This window comes from Microbulbifer epialgicus, from assembly GCF_041447265.1.
GTDB lineage: Bacteria > Pseudomonadota > Gammaproteobacteria > Pseudomonadales > Cellvibrionaceae > Microbulbifer > Microbulbifer epialgicus.
This window is the reverse complement of the sequence record NZ_JBGMEK010000009.1, coordinates 75,691-90,403: the sequence shown is the minus strand read 5'-3', so window position 1 is coordinate 90,403 and position 14,713 is coordinate 75,691. Positions and strand designations below refer to the sequence as shown.

Annotated in this window: 16 protein-coding genes; 15 read left to right on the top strand and 1 reads right to left on the bottom strand. The window is 54.7% G+C overall.

Annotated features, from left to right (window positions below; all coding sequences use genetic code 11):
• Window positions 1-95 precede the first annotated feature (95 nt).
• The 5 genes from rpoC to tuf all read left to right on the top strand — a co-directional run bounded on the left by rpoC (window position 96) and on the right by tuf (window position 8,996).
• The gene (gene rpoC, locus ACCI49_RS06465; protein WP_371838142.1) at window positions 96-4,325 is read left to right on the top strand and encodes a DNA-directed RNA polymerase subunit beta'; all 4,230 of its coding nucleotides are present in this window, start codon (window positions 96-98) and stop codon (window positions 4,323-4,325) included.
• Window positions 4,326-4,574: 249 nt separating this feature from the next.
• Complete coding sequence (gene rpsL, locus ACCI49_RS06460; RefSeq protein WP_020411120.1) at window positions 4,575-4,949, top strand: 30S ribosomal protein S12; 375 nt, start codon at window positions 4,575-4,577, stop codon at window positions 4,947-4,949.
• A 110-nt stretch (window positions 4,950-5,059) separates the two neighbouring features.
• Window positions 5,060-5,530 (top strand): 30S ribosomal protein S7, encoded by a 471-nt coding sequence (gene rpsG, locus ACCI49_RS06455; RefSeq protein WP_020411119.1) that lies wholly within the window; start codon window positions 5,060-5,062, stop codon window positions 5,528-5,530.
• A gap of 90 nt (window positions 5,531-5,620) precedes the next feature.
• Entirely contained in the window at window positions 5,621-7,726 is a 2,106-nt protein-coding gene (fusA, locus tag ACCI49_RS06450; protein WP_371838141.1) for an elongation factor G, read from the top strand.
• Window positions 7,727-7,802: 76 nt separating this feature from the next.
• Window positions 7,803-8,996 (top strand): elongation factor Tu, encoded by a 1,194-nt coding sequence (gene tuf, locus ACCI49_RS06445; protein WP_371838140.1) that lies wholly within the window; start codon window positions 7,803-7,805, stop codon window positions 8,994-8,996.
• Window positions 8,997-9,256: 260 nt separating this feature from the next.
• On the opposite strand, the gene ACCI49_RS06440 is transcribed toward tuf, so the two are convergent.
• Window positions 9,257-9,733 carry an aminoacyl-tRNA deacylase gene (locus ACCI49_RS06440; protein ID WP_371838139.1) on the bottom strand — a complete coding sequence of 159 codons (477 nt, stop codon included), beginning with the start codon at window positions 9,731-9,733 and terminating at the stop codon, window positions 9,257-9,259.
• A gap of 175 nt (window positions 9,734-9,908) precedes the next feature.
• On the opposite strand from ACCI49_RS06440, the gene rpsJ reads away from it, so the two are divergent.
• The 10 genes from rpsJ to rpmC all read left to right on the top strand — a co-directional run bounded on the left by rpsJ (window position 9,909) and on the right by rpmC (window position 14,711).
• On the top strand, window positions 9,909-10,220 hold the full coding sequence (rpsJ, locus tag ACCI49_RS06435) for a 30S ribosomal protein S10 (RefSeq protein WP_010133849.1): 312 nt from the start codon (window positions 9,909-9,911) through the stop codon (window positions 10,218-10,220).
• Between the two features lie 110 nt (window positions 10,221-10,330).
• Window positions 10,331-10,966: a 50S ribosomal protein L3 gene (rplC, locus tag ACCI49_RS06430; protein WP_371838138.1), complete on the top strand. Its 636-nt coding sequence runs from the start codon at window positions 10,331-10,333 to the stop codon at window positions 10,964-10,966.
• 18 nt (window positions 10,967-10,984) lie between these two features.
• Window positions 10,985-11,599: a 50S ribosomal protein L4 gene (gene rplD / locus ACCI49_RS06425; protein ID WP_020411385.1), complete on the top strand. Its 615-nt coding sequence runs from the start codon at window positions 10,985-10,987 to the stop codon at window positions 11,597-11,599.
• Window positions 11,596-11,892 (top strand): 50S ribosomal protein L23, encoded by a 297-nt coding sequence (gene rplW, locus ACCI49_RS06420; RefSeq protein ID WP_020411386.1) that lies wholly within the window; start codon window positions 11,596-11,598, stop codon window positions 11,890-11,892. The genes rplD and rplW overlap by 4 nt, the downstream gene beginning before the upstream one ends.
• A 14-nt stretch (window positions 11,893-11,906) precedes the next feature.
• On the top strand, window positions 11,907-12,731 hold the full coding sequence (gene rplB, locus ACCI49_RS06415; RefSeq protein WP_371838137.1) for a 50S ribosomal protein L2: 825 nt from the start codon (window positions 11,907-11,909) through the stop codon (window positions 12,729-12,731).
• A 37-nt stretch (window positions 12,732-12,768) separates the two neighbouring features.
• Entirely contained in the window at window positions 12,769-13,047 is a 279-nt protein-coding gene (rpsS, locus tag ACCI49_RS06410) for a 30S ribosomal protein S19 (RefSeq protein ID WP_020411388.1), read from the top strand.
• Window positions 13,048-13,062: 15 nt separating this feature from the next.
• Window positions 13,063-13,395 (top strand): 50S ribosomal protein L22, encoded by a 333-nt coding sequence (gene rplV, locus ACCI49_RS06405; protein WP_020411389.1) that lies wholly within the window; start codon window positions 13,063-13,065, stop codon window positions 13,393-13,395.
• 19 nt (window positions 13,396-13,414) lie between these two features.
• On the top strand, window positions 13,415-14,095 hold the full coding sequence (gene rpsC / locus ACCI49_RS06400) for a 30S ribosomal protein S3 (protein WP_371838136.1): 681 nt from the start codon (window positions 13,415-13,417) through the stop codon (window positions 14,093-14,095).
• Window positions 14,096-14,106: 11 nt separating this feature from the next.
• Window positions 14,107-14,520, top strand: a complete 414-nt coding sequence (gene rplP, locus ACCI49_RS06395) for a 50S ribosomal protein L16 (RefSeq protein WP_020411391.1) — start codon at window positions 14,107-14,109, stop codon at window positions 14,518-14,520.
• Entirely contained in the window at window positions 14,520-14,711 is a 192-nt protein-coding gene (gene rpmC / locus ACCI49_RS06390; RefSeq protein ID WP_020411392.1) for a 50S ribosomal protein L29, read from the top strand. Before rplP ends, rpmC begins: the two co-directional genes overlap by 1 nt.
• The last annotated feature ends 2 nt before the right edge of the window (window positions 14,712-14,713 follow it).

The window sequence follows — 14,713 nt, the reverse complement described above, 5'->3', positions numbered from 1 at the left end:
GAGACAAGCGCCGGAGCCCCTGATAGCAGTGGGGCTTCGGCCCACCCGGCACAGCGTATCGGCCGGGTTGACTACCCCCTAGTGGAGGAAAGGCCTTGAAAGATTTATTAAATCTGGTGAAGTCCCAGGAGCATCTGGAAGAGTTTGATGCAATTCGTATCGGTCTGGCTTCGCCGGACATGATCCGCTCCTGGTCCTACGGCGAAGTGAAAAAGCCGGAGACCATTAACTACCGTACCTTCAAGCCTGAGCGCGAAGGTCTGTTCTGCGCCAAGATCTTTGGCCCGGTTAAGGACTACGAGTGCCTATGCGGTAAGTACAAGCGCATGAAGCACCGCGGCATTATCTGTGAAAAATGTGGCGTTGAAGTGACTAAGGCCAAGGTACGCCGTGAACGCATGGGCCATATTGAACTGGCCAGCCCGGTTGCGCACATCTGGTTCCTGAAGTCCCTACCGTCTCGTATCGGCCTACTGCTGGATATGACCCTGCGTGATATCGAGCGAGTGCTGTACTTTGAATCCTATGTGGTAACCGAGCCGGGTATGACTACCCTGGAGCGCGGCCAGCTGCTCAACGATGAGCAGTACTTCGAGGCGATGGAAGAGTTCGCTGATGAATTTGAAGCGAAGATGGGTGCCGAGGCAATCCAGGAGCTGATGAGCGACATCGAGCTGCCTGCTGAAATCCAGCGCCTGCGCGAGGAAATTCCGGCCACCAACTCTGAGACCAAGATTAAGAAGCTGTCCAAGCGACTGAAGTTACTGGAAGCTTTTTATAAGTCCGGAAATAACCCTGAATGGATGATCATGCAGGCTCTGCCGGTACTGCCGCCGGATCTGCGCCCGCTGGTACCGCTAGATGGTGGCCGTTTTGCGACTTCTGACCTGAACGATTTGTATCGCCGCGTTATCAACCGCAACAACCGCCTGAAGCGCCTGCTTGAATTGAATGCGCCGGACATCATTGTGCGCAACGAAAAGCGTATGCTGCAGGAATCTGTGGATGCGCTGTTGGATAACGGTCGTCGCGGCCGTGCCATCACAGGCTCTAACAAGCGCCCGCTGAAGTCCCTGGCTGACATGATTAAAGGTAAGCAGGGCCGCTTCCGTCAGAACCTGCTGGGTAAGCGTGTTGACTATTCCGGCCGTTCCGTGATCGTGGTTGGCCCGACCCTGCGCCTGCACCAGTGTGGTCTGCCCAAGAAAATGGCCCTGGAGCTGTTCAAGCCGTTTATTTTCGGCAAGCTCGAAGCCCGTGGCCTGGCGACTACCATCAAAGCCGCCAAGAAAATGGTTGAGCGCGAAGAAGCTGTCGTTTGGGATATTCTCGACGAAGTGATCCGCGAGCACCCGGTACTGCTGAACCGTGCACCAACCCTGCACCGTCTGGGTATCCAGGCGTTTGAGCCGGTACTGATCGAAGGTAAGGCGATCCAGCTGCACCCGCTGGTGTGTGCTGCCTATAACGCCGACTTCGACGGTGACCAGATGGCGGTACACGTACCACTGACTATCGAAGCGCAGCTGGAATCCCGCGCGCTGATGATGTCTACCAACAACATCCTGTCACCGGCCAACGGTGAGCCGATCATCGTACCTTCCCAGGATGTGGTACTGGGTCTGTACTGGATGACCCGCGAGCGCGTCAACGATAAAGGCGAGGGCATGTCCTTCTCCGATATCAAGGAGGTGAGCCGCGCCTTCTACGCCAAGCAGGTTGGTCTGCAGGCGAAGATCAAGGTGCGTATCCGCGAGATGATTCTCGGTGAAGATGGTGAAAAGCACGAAACCATCTCTATCCAGGACACCACTGTCGGCCGTGCGCTGCTGTGGAACATCGTACCGGAGGGTCTACCTTTCGAGCTGGTTAACCAGCCGATGAAGAAGAAATCTATCTCCCGTGTATTGAACGAGTGTTACCGTAAAGTTGGCCTGAAGGCGACCGTAATCTTCGCCGACCAGCTGATGTACACCGGATTCGATTTCTCCACCAAGTCCGGTTCCTCCATTGGTGTCAATGACTTCGAAATCCCGGCGGAAAAAGCCGAGCTGATCGGTGCTGCAGAAGCGGAAGTAAAAGAAATTGAAAGCCAGTTTGCCTCTGGTCTGGTAACCCAGGGCGAGAAGTACAACAAGGTTATCGACGTTTGGTCCCGTACCAACGACAAGGTAACCCAGGCGATGATGGCTGGTATCAAAAAAGAGAAGGTCATCGACCGCGAGGGCAACGAGACCAAGCAGGATTCTTTCAACTCCGTATATATGTACGCAGACTCAGGCGCGCGGGGCTCTGAGGCGCAGATCCGTCAGCTCGCCGGTATGCGTGGCCTGATGGCCCGTCCAGATGGCTCCATTATCGAGAACGCCATTACCGCGAACTTCCGTGAAGGTCTGACCGTACAGCAGTACTTCATCTCGACCCACGGTGCTCGTAAAGGTTTGGCGGATACCGCACTGAAAACTGCGAACTCCGGTTACCTGACTCGCCGCCTGGTGGATGTTGCTCAAGACGTGGTAATCACTGAAGTAGATTGTGGCACCGACGATGGCCTGACAATGGCACCGGTAATTGAGGGTGGTGACGTAATTGAGTCTCTCGGTGACCGTATCCTCGGCCGTGTTGTGGCCCGTGATGTCCTCAAACCTGGCAGCGATGAAATTGCCGTTCCCGCCGGCACTATGATCGACGAGAAGTGGGTAGAGCGCATCGAAGCCATGGGTATCGATGAGGTTCTGGTTCGCTCCCCGATCAGCTGTACCACCGCCCACGGTATTTGTGCCCAGTGTTACGGTCGTGACCTGGCCCGTGGCCACCGCGCCAACCCAGGTGAGTCTGTGGGTGTTGTTGCTGCCCAGTCTATCGGTGAGCCGGGCACCCAGCTGACCATGCGCACCTTCCACATTGGTGGTGCTGCGAGCCGTGCTTCTGCAGCGGACAGTATTCAGGTGAAGCTGGGCGGTACCGTACGCCTGCACAATGTGAAGACAGTGAAAACCGAAGCTGGCACTCTGGTAGCGGTTTCCCGCTCCGGTGAGTTGGCTATTGCTGACGGTGCTGGCCGCGAGCGTGAGCGCTATAAGCTGCCTTACGGCGCTGTGATCAGCGTTTACGAAGGTGCTGAGGTGGACGGTGGCCAGATCGTGGCCAAATGGGATCCGCACACTCACCCGATCATCACCGAGGTTGCCGGTTGGGTGAAACTGTCCGGTATGGAAGACGGTCTCTCTATTCGCAAGCAGACCGACGATATTACCGGTCTGTCCTCTATTGAGGTAATCGATCCGGCCGAGCGTCCGGCAGCGGGTAAAGACCTGCGTCCTGCAGTAACCCTGGTTGATGAAAATGGCGAAGAACTGACTCTGGCTAACAGTAATGCGCCGGCGCACTACGCATTACCGCCTCGCGCCATCCTCAGTCTGGCTGAAGGCAAACAAGTGAACGTGGGTGACGTTATCGCGCGTATTCCGCAGGAATCCGGCGGTACCAAGGATATCACCGGTGGTCTGCCGCGCGTTGCCGATCTGTTCGAAGCGCGCAAGCCGAAAGAGCCATCCATCCTGGCGGAAATTTCCGGTACCGTTTCTTTCGGTAAAGAGACCAAAGGCAAGGTTCGTCTGCAGATTACTCCCCGCGACGGCAAGCCGCTGGCCAACGGTAAGGACCACTACGAGGTTCTGATTCCGAAGCATCGCCAGCTGACTGTGTTCGAAGGTGAAACCGTAGAGAAGGGTGAGGTTATCTCCGATGGCCCGTCGAACCCACACGATATTCTGCGCCTGAAAGGCGTCGAAGAACTGGCACGCTACATCACCAACGAGATCCAGGAAGTGTACCGTCTCCAGGGTGTAGGCATTAACGATAAGCACATCGAAACGATTGTGCGTCAGATGCTGCGCAAGGTGGAAATCACCGAGATGGGTGATTCCGGCTTCATTAAGGGCGATCAGGTGGAATACCAGCGTGTGATCGAAGAAAATGAGCAGCTGCGTGCTGAAAACAAGCAGCCAGCTCAATTCGAGCGTCTGTTGCTAGGTATCACCAAGGCGTCTCTGGCCACCGAATCCTTCCTGTCTGCGGCTTCCTTCCAGGAGACCACCCGTGTTCTGACCGAAGCGGCTGTAACCGGTAAAGAAGACAATCTGCGCGGCTTGAAAGAGAACGTGGTGGTGGGTCGTTTGATTCCGGCAGGTACCGGTCTGGCATACCACAGCGAGCGCAAACGTAAGCGCAGCTTGCAGTTGGAAGAGAGCTTCGGCGAAGGCCCGTCTGCAGCAGAGGTGGAAGCGGCTCTGACAGAGGCTTTGAAGTCCTCAGGCGAATAAGGTGTATTCCCACTTTGCCTTGCTGGCGGGGTGGAGTATATCCAGGCACTTCGGTGCCGAGTGAGATTGGCGACTGTCTGTGATGTAAGCACTTACTTCCGTCGCCGATTGACTAGGCGGGTTGTCGCTTATAGAATGCGGCCCCCGCTGATGTGGGGTGTTTCGTCCGGCTTTCGAGTCGGCGCTACACACAGACGACAGGCCCTCACTGTAAGAGGTGGGGGCATTTTATTTTTGGAGTGATTTTTAATGGCAACGATCAACCAGTTGGTTCGTAAGCCGAGAAAACGCAAAGTCGAAAAAAGCGACGTTCCCGCTCTGCAGGCCAGCCCGCAGCGTCGTGGAGTTTGCACTCGCGTGTACACCACTACACCGAAGAAGCCGAACTCCGCACTGCGCAAAGTTTGCCGTGTGCGTCTCACCAACGGTTTCGAAGTAACTTCGTACATCGGTGGTGAAGGCCACAACCTGCAGGAGCACAGCGTGGTACTGATTCGCGGCGGTCGTGTAAAAGACCTGCCGGGTGTGCGCTACCACACTGTACGCGGTGCACTTGACTGTGCCGGCGTAAACGACCGCAAGCAGGGCCGTTCTAAATACGGCGCCAAGCGTCCTAAAGGTTAATCGCCTTTAACGATTTGCGTTTCGGTTTCCAACCGGAGTAAGGCTGAGCTCGCCGGATTGTAAGGTTTTACGGCGGCGTCTCAGAATAACCCTGAAGAGAGGCAATACCCATGCCGAGAAGACGAGTAGTCGCCAAGCGCGAAGTACTACCCGATCCCAAGTTCGGGAACGTCACCCTGGCCAAGTTCATGAACCACGTCATGATCAGCGGCAAGAAGTCAGTAGCAGAGCGTATCGTATACGGTGCTCTTGAGACTGTTTCTGAAAAAATGAACAAAGACCCTATCGAAGTATTTGAAGAGTCTTTGGAAAATATCGCGCCTATGGTGGAAGTGAAATCCCGCCGTGTTGGTGGTGCGACCTATCAGGTGCCTGTAGAAGTGCGCCCCTCGCGCCGTATGGCTCTGGCAATGCGTTGGCTGGTAGAGTTCTCCCGCAAGCGCGGCGAGAAGTCCATGGCTCAGCGCCTGGCCAATGAAATGATCGATGCAGCTCAGAACAAGGGCGGCGCGGTCAAGAAGCGTGAAGATGTACACCGCATGGCGGAAGCCAACAAGGCGTTCTCTCACTACCGCTTCTAAGTCTGATGATTACCAACATCGGAAATTAATACCGAAAGGCAGCACGGAAATTTCCAAGCTGCCTTTTGCCGTTATATCGAGGATACAACTGTGGCACGTAAAACGCCTATCGCACGCTACCGCAATATCGGTATCTGTGCCCACGTAGACGCCGGTAAAACCACCACTACTGAGCGCGTACTTTTTTACACTGGTCTGTCCCACAAAATTGGTGAAGTGCACGAAGGTGCTGCCACCATGGACTGGATGGAGCAGGAGCAGGAGCGTGGTATCACCATTACTTCCGCTGCAACCACCTGTTTCTGGTCTGGCATGCAGCAGCAGTTCGACCAACACCGCGTAAACATCATCGATACCCCGGGACACGTTGATTTCACCATTGAAGTAGAGCGCTCCCTGCGCGTACTCGACGGCGCGGTTGTTGTTCTGTGTGGTTCCTCTGGTGTTCAGCCTCAAACTGAAACTGTTTGGCGTCAGGCGAACAAATACGAAGTACCACGCATGGTATTCGTAAACAAGATGGACCGTGCCGGTGCGAACTTCCGCAACGTTGTGAGCCAGCTGAAAGACCGCCTGAATGCGAACGCCGTACCCCTGCAAATGACCATCGGTGCCGAGGACGAGTTCAAGGGTGTTGTTGACCTGGTGAAGATGAAGGCCATTCTGTGGAATGAAGCTGATCAGGGCATGACCTTTGACTACGCTGACATCCCGGCTGAACTGCAGGATGAGTGCGACGAAATGCGCGAGTACTTGGTAGAAGCTGCGGCCGAAGCCAGCGAAGAGCTGATGGAGAAGTACCTGGAAGAAGGTGAGCTGACCGAAGAAGAGATCAAGGCAGCTATCCGCCAGCGTACCCTGGCTAACGAAATCGTACCGGTTCTAGGCGGTTCTGCGTTCAAGAACAAAGGTGTACAGGCTGTACTGGATGCGGTTATTGAATACCTGCCGGCGCCGACTGAAGTTAAGGCGATCGAAGGTACTCTGGACGATGGCGAAACCGTTGAAACCCGCGAAGCTGACGACGAAGCTCCGTTCGCTGCACTGGCTTTCAAAATTGCTACCGACCCCTTCGTTGGTACTCTAACTTTCTTCCGCGTTTACTCCGGTAAGCTGGAGAGCGGTACTGCGGTATACAACTCCGTAAAAATGAAGAAAGAGCGCGTTGGCCGTATGGTGCAGATGCACTCCAACGACCGTAAAGAGATTAAAGAGGTGCTGGCGGGCGATATCGCTGCTGCGATCGGCCTGAAAGACGTGACTACAGGCGACACCCTGTGTGCCGAGAGCAACAAGATTGTTCTGGAGCGCATGGAATTCCCTGAGCCGGTAATTTCCGTAGCGGTTGAGCCCAAGTCCAAGCCGGACCAGGAAAAAATGGGCATTGCCCTTGGCAAGCTGGCCCAGGAAGACCCGTCTTTCCGTGTGAAGACCGACGAAGAAACCGGCCAGACCATTATCTCTGGTATGGGTGAGCTGCACCTGGATATCATCGTTGACCGTATGCGTCGCGAGTTCAACGTTGAAGCGAACATCGGTAAGCCTCAAGTAGCCTATCGTGAAGCGATCCGCAACACTTCTGAGATCGAAGGTAAGTTCGTTCGTCAGTCCGGTGGTCGCGGCCAGTTCGGTCACGTATGGGTGAAATTCGAACCCGCCGAGGACGAGTCCCAGGAAGGCCTGGAGTTCGTTAACGAAATCGTGGGTGGTGTGGTACCGAAGGAGTATATCCCAGCGGTATCAAAAGGCATCGAAGAGCAGATGCAAAACGGTGTTCTGGCTGGCTACCCGCTGCTGGGCCTGAAGGCGACTCTGTACGACGGTTCCTACCACGATGTGGATTCCAGTGAAATGGCGTTTAAGATCGCCGGCTCCATGGCGACCAAGAAGCTCTCCTCAGTAGGCGGTGCAGTACTGCTCGAGCCGATGATGAAGGTGGAAGTGGTAACTCCGGAAGAGAACATGGGTGACGTGGTTGGCGACCTCAACCGTCGTCGTGGCCTCATCCAGGGTATGGAAGACAACCCTGCAGGTAAGGTTGTTAACGCGGAAGTACCTCTGGCAGAAATGTTCGGTTACGCAACCGACCTGCGCTCTGCCACCCAGGGTCGCGCTACCTACACCATGGAGTTCTTGAAGTACGCCGAAGCGCCGAAAAATGTTGCCGATGAGATCATCGCCAAGAACAAGGCCTAATTAACTTCTGCTTAAAAGGGCCCCGGCCAGTAGCCGGGGCTTCTTTGGCAAACTTTTAGCTAGAGGACATCTAAAGATGGCAAAAGAAAAGTTTGAACGTTCCAAGCCCCACGTGAACGTGGGCACCATCGGTCACGTTGACCACGGTAAAACCACCCTGACCGCTGCTCTGACCCGCGTATGTGCGGAAGTATGGGGCGGTGACGCTGTAGCTTTCGACGGTATCGACAATGCACCGGAAGAGCGTGAGCGTGGTATCACCATCGCTACCTCTCACGTTGAGTACGAGTCCCCGACTCGCCACTACGCGCACGTAGACTGCCCGGGACACGCCGACTACGTTAAGAACATGATCACCGGTGCTGCTCAGATGGACGGCGCTATCCTGGTATGTTCCGCAGCTGACGGCCCCATGCCGCAGACTCGTGAGCACATCCTGCTTTCCCGTCAGGTAGGTGTACCTTACATCGTTGTATTCCTGAACAAAGCGGACATGGTAGACGACGAAGAGCTGCTCGAGCTGGTAGAGATGGAAGTTCGCGAACTTCTGGACCAGTACGAGTTCCCGGGTGACGACACTCCGATCATCGTTGGTTCTGCTCTGATGGCTCTGAACGGCGAAGACGACAACGAAATGGGTACCACCGCTGTTAAGAAGCTGGTTGAAACCCTGGATGAGTACATTCCTGAGCCGGAGCGCGCTGTAGACCAGCCGTTCTTGATGCCGATCGAAGACGTATTCTCCATCTCCGGCCGTGGTACTGTAGTAACCGGTCGTGTAGAGCGTGGTGTAATTCACACTGGCGACGAAATCGAAATCGTTGGTATCAAAGAGACCACCACCACCACCTGTACAGGTGTTGAAATGTTCCGCAAGCTGCTTGACGAAGGTCGTGCTGGTGAGAACATCGGTGCACTGCTGCGTGGCACCAAGCGTGACGAAGTAGAGCGTGGTCAGGTGCTGGCTAAGCCTGGTTCTATCACTCCGCACACCAAGTTCGAAGCGGAAGTGTACGTGCTGTCCAAGGACGAAGGTGGTCGTCACACTCCGTTCTTCAAAGGCTATCGTCCTCAGTTCTACTTCCGTACTACCGATGTAACTGGTGCGGTAGAGCTGCCGGAAGGTACTGAAATGGTAATGCCGGGCGACAACATTCAAATGGTTGTTACCCTGATCGCTCCGATCGCCATGGAAGACGGCCTGCGCTTCGCTATCCGCGAAGGCGGCCGTACCGTAGGTGCGGGCGTTGTTGCTAAGATCATTGAGTAATAACTACCCTTGATCTAAAAAACCGTAGCGGAAACGCTACGGTTTTTTTTTGCCACTAGATTTTTGTAGCCTTTAAGTCGGCCCTGGGTTTATTCGATGGGCGCTTGGGCTCTTCCATGGTGTCCTCCCAATAAATGCAAGCGGCTGAATGGCTCTTGAGTTGCTTTATGAGCCATTCAGCGTGCGGCTTTCGCTGGGGAGGTCTGCCGGTAATTTATAACCGCTAGTTCTTAAAAATGTCTTGGGCTTGTCAGTTTCGTTTAAGGCCAATCTTTGCTCAGGTCGGCAATGCGGCTGCTGGCAAATAGTTTGGCGAATTGTGGGCCGTCCATCTCGACAAGCTCCTCATGGTCGCCCGCCTCAAAATAGATAGTTTCACGATGCCCCAAGCTGCTATCGAGTAGGGTGGTGATGCCGTAGGCTTGGCCGAGAGGGGGTAGGGCGCCCAACTCGCAGTCAGGGAACACGGATCCCAATTCGTTCTCTGCGACCATTTCCAGTCCGTTGCGCCCGGTTTCCATATGTACCGCACGCATATCCAGGCTACTGCTGGCCGGGATAACCACCATTACATAGCCTTCACTATCTTGCAGGAGAATCGCTTTGGCTAGCTGATCCTCCCGGATATGGGCGGCATGGGCGCTCTCGCGGCTTGTGCGCGTGTGTGGGTGTTGAATAAGGTGGTAGTCGACCGACTGGTCATTGAGGTATTGGCTTAATTTTGCGGCAATAGTCATATCTGTACCCTTGTTCCGCTTCGGCTACTTCATTGTAGTTCGAGCAGATTGAAATTTGCGCAGGCTGTACAGTTGACAGTCGCTTTTGCTCCCCGTAGAATTCGCGCTCCTTTTCGCCCGCCCTCGGGGTTGCGGAAAAGGACGTTCTTTAGTTCATAAGTTGGAGTTTGATTCCATGCAGGGTCAACGTATCCGTATTCGCCTGAAGGCCTTTGATCACAAGCTGATCGACGCGTCCACTCAGGAGATCGTAGAGACGGCTAAGCGCACTGGCGCACAAGTTCGCGGTCCTATCCCGCTGCCGACTCGCAAAGAGAAGTACACCGTACTGATTTCTCCGCACGTCAACAAAGACGCTCGCGACCAGTACGAGATCCGTACTCACAAGCGTTTGCTGGACATCGTTGAGCCTACCGAGAAAACCGTCGACGCGCTGATGAAGCTCGATCTGGCGGCCGGTGTTGAGGTCCAAATTAGTCTCGGCTAACACTTTTACTAACTACCGAATCCCGAACGAAAAAGGTTCGGGTAGTGTAACGCTCTGAAACTGGGCGGCCGCAGTGGGTTAAAGCCCCGTGCACTGAGAGGTTAATAAAGATGACTATAGGTATTGTCGGCCGCAAGAGCGGCATGACTCGCATCTTCACCGAAGATGGCGTGTCCATTCCGGTAACCGTTGTTGAGGTTACTCCGAATCGCGTCACCCAGGTGAAAACTCAGGAAACTGACGGCTATACCGCTGTTCAAGTAGCAGTGGGTAACCGCAAAGCTTCCCGTGTCTCCAAGCCCGAAGCGGGCCACTTCGCCAAAGCCAATGTAGAGGCTGGCACCAATCTTTTCGAACTGCGCACTGATGGTTCTGAAGAGACTTTCGAAATCGGTTCTGAAATCACTGTTTCCAGCTTTGAAGCTGGCCAGAAGATCGACGTAACCGGCACTTCCAAAGGTAAAGGCTTCCAGGGCGGCGTTAAGCGCTGGAATTTCCGCACCCAGGACGCAACCCACGGTAACTCCCTGTCTCACCGCGCCCCCGGTTCTATCGGTCAGTGCCAGACTCCTGGCCGCGTATGGAAAGGCAAGAAGATGGCCGGCCACATGGGTGCTGAGCGCGTAACCGTGCAAAACCTGGAAGTGGTTCGTGTCGATGCCGAACGCAACCTGCTGTTGGTTAAAGGCGCTGTTCCCGGTGCACCCGGTGGCAACGTTATCGTTCGTCCGGCAGTTAAAGCCTAAGTCTGAGGGGAAATAGATATGGAACTGAATATCGCTACTCCCGAAGGCGCTAAAGGCACAGTAGCTGTCTCTGAAGTGACTTTCGGACGTGAGTTCAACCAAGATCTGGTGCACCAGGCAGTTGTGGCCTATATGGCCGGCGCTCGCCAGGGTACCAAGGCGCAGAAAAATCGTTCCGATGTTTCTGGTGGTGGTAAGAAGCCATGGCGCCAAAAAGGTACTGGCCGCGCACGTGCCGGTACTATCCGCAGCCCGCTGTGGCGTTCCGGTGGCGTAACCTTCGCCGCTGATCCGCGCGATCATAGCGTTAAGCTGAACAAGAAAATGTACCGCGCTGCACTGCGCTGCATTTTGTCTGAGCTGGCTCGTCAGGAGCGCCTGGTAGTGGTTGAGTCCTTCGACGTGGACGCACCCAAAACCAAGCAGCTGGTAAGCAAACTGGCTCAGTTTGACCTGTCCGATGCGCTGATCGTGACTGAAGAGGTTAGCGAAAACCTCTACCTGGCCGCACGCAACTTGCACAAGATCGACGTCCGCGATGTACAGGCGATCGATCCAGTAAGCCTGATTCGCTTTGATAAGGTCGTGGTTACCGTTTCTGCGCTCAAGAAAATTGAAGAGGTGCTGGGATGAACCAAGAGCGACTCTACAAAGTACTGCTGGGCCCGGTAATTTCCGAAAAAGCTGCTGTGCTGGCCGATAGCGCCAACCAGGTGGTTTTCAAGGTTTCCACCGATGCTGAGAAAGCAGAAATCAAGGCTGCGGTAGAGAAGCTGTTTAACGTTTCCGTTGAGCAGGTTCGCACCGTGAACGTTAAAGGCAAAACCAAGCGCACTCGCCACGGCATGGGCCGTCGCAGCGACTGGAAAAAAGCCTACGTTCGCCTGGCTGAAGGCAGCGACATCAACTTTGAAGCTGCTGAGTAAAGGGGAAAGTTACAATGGCAATTGTAAAAACAAAACCGACCTCCGCCGGCCGTCGTCACCTGGTTAAGGTTGTTAACCCCGACCTGCACAAGGGTGCTCCTTACGCTCCTCTGCTGGAGAGTAAAAGCAAAAGCGGTGGCCGTAACAACAACGGTCGTATTACTACCCGTCACATCGGTGGTGGTCATAAGCAGCACTATCGTGTAATCGACTTCAAGCGCAACAAAGACGGTATTCCGGCTAAAGTTGAGCGCCTGGAGTACGATCCTAACCGCAGCGCACATATCGCTCTGGTGTGTTATGCAGATGGTGAGCGTCGTTACATCATTGCACCGAAAGGCCTGAAGGCTGGTGCCACCATTCAGTCCGGCGATGCCGCACCGATTGCTGTGGGTAACACTCTGCCTCTGCGCAACGTTCCGGTAGGTTCTGTAATTCACGCGATCGAGCTGAAGCCTGGCAAAGGCGCTCAGCTGGCCCGCTCTGCAGGTGCTTCTGTGCAGCTGGTCGCTCGTGAAGGTCAGTACGCGACCATTCGTCTGCGTTCCGGTGAAATGCGCAAGGTTCTCGCTGAGTGCCGCGCAACCCTGGGTGAAGTGAGCAACTCCGAGCACAGCCTGCGCAAGCTGGGTAAAGCCGGTGCTGCACGCTGGCGTGGTGTTCGTCCTACTGTGCGCGGTGTGGCGATGAACCCGGTAGATCACCCGCACGGTGGTGGTGAAGGCCGTACCTCTGGTGGTCGTCACCCGGTAACTCCGTGGGGCGTTCCGACCAAGGGTAAGAAAACGCGCAAGAACAAGCGCACCAATAAGATGATAGTACGTCGCCGCGGCAAGTAAGCCGCGCGGTGTCTGAGCAGCTAGAGAGGAATCGACAGTGCCACGCTCATTAAAGAAAGGTCCCTTTATTGATCTGCACTTGATCAAGAAGGTGGAGGCGGCGATTGAAGCAAACGATCGTCGACCGATTAAAACCTGGTCCCGCCGTTCCATGATTATGCCGGAAATGGTTGGACTGACGATTGCTGTACACAACGGTCGTCAACACGTGCCCGTTTTGGTTAACGAAGAAATGGTTGGCCACAAACTGGGCGAGTTCGCTGCTACCCGCACTTACCGCGGTCACGCTGCGGACAAGAAAGCGAAGAAGCGCTAAGCCGAGGTTAAAAAGATGGAAGTAGCAGCAAAATTACGCGGCGCACGTCTATCGGCGCAAAAGGCGCGACTGGTAGCTGATCAGGTTCGCGGCAAAGGCGTTGAGGAAGCCCTGGATATTCTTGCATTTAGCAATAAAAAGGGTGCGGCGATCGTCAAGAAAGTACTGGAGTCGGCCATTGCCAACGCTGAGCACAACGAAGGTGCTGACGTTGACGAGCTGAAGGTGTCCACAATTTTTGTGGACGAAGGTATGACCATGAAGCGCATTAAACCGCGTGCGAAAGGTCGTGCAGATCGCATTCTTAAGCGTACTTGTCACATCACTGTGAAAGTGGCCGAGAAATAAGAGAGCAGGCGAGAAAACCATGGGACAAAAAGTACATCCTACCGGCATTCGTCTGGGTATCGTTAAAAAGCATACCTCTGTTTGGTATGCCGGCAGCGACGAGTACGCAGACAAGCTGTACACGGATCTGAAAGTTCGCGAATACATTCGCAAAAAACTGGCCCACGCTTCTGTGAGCCGTATCGAGATTGAGCGTCCGGCAAACACCGCACGTGTGACTATTCACACTGCGCGCCCGGGTATCGTGATCGGTAAAAAAGGTGAAGACGTAGAACGTCTGCGCAACGAAGTTAGCGCGCAGATGGGCGTACCTGTGCACATCGACATCGAAGAAGTGCGCAAGCCTGATATGGACGCGGCTCTGGTAGGCCAGAACGTTGCCCAGCAGCTGGAACGCCGTGTTATGTTTCGTCGCGCTATGAAACGTGCGGTACAGAACGCTATGCGTCAGGGTGCTGAGGGTATCAAGATTCAGGTAAGTGGTCGTCTCGGCGGTGCGGAAATCGCACGTACCGAATGGTACCGCGAAGGTCGTGTGCCCCTGCACACCCTGCGCGCTAACATCGACTACGCCACTGCTGAAGCGATGACTACCTACGGCATCATCGGTATCAAAGTGTGGATCTTTAAAGGCGAAGTTATCGGTGACGAAGTGCCCGATGAGAAGCCGGCTAAGAGCCGCAAGAAAGCTGCTAAATAAGGGGTACGCAGATGCTGCAACCAAAGCGTACAAAATTCCGCAAGGTACAGAAGGGTCGCAACCGCGGTCTTTCTCAGCGCGGCTCTAAAGTGAGCTTTGGCGAGTTTGGCCTTAAGGCTATCGGTCGCGGTCGCATTACTGCGCGCCAGATCGAAGCGGCTCGTCGCGCAATGACCCGTCACGTTAAGCGTGGTGGTAAAATCTGGATTCGCGTGTTTCCGGACAAGCCAATTACCAACAAGCCCCTCGAAGTTCGTATGGGTAAAGGTAAAGGTGGCGTTGAATACTGGGTAGCTCAGATCCAGCCGGGCAAAGTCCTCTATGAAATGGAGGGTGTGTCCGAGGAGCTGGCTCGTGAGGCTTTCGCACTTGCTGCGGCCAAGCTGCCTGTAAAGACAACTTTCGTTAAGCGTTCGGTGATGTAATGAAGACTGCAGATCTACGCGAAAAGTCAGTTGAAGAGCTGAACCAGGAACTGCTGAACCAGCTCGAAGCTCAATTTAAGCTTCGTATGCAAAAATCCACCGGTCAGCTGGCACAGACTCATCTGCTGAAGCAGACTCGTCGCGACATTGCTCGCATTAAGACTGTGTTGACCGAGAAGGCAGGTAACTAATC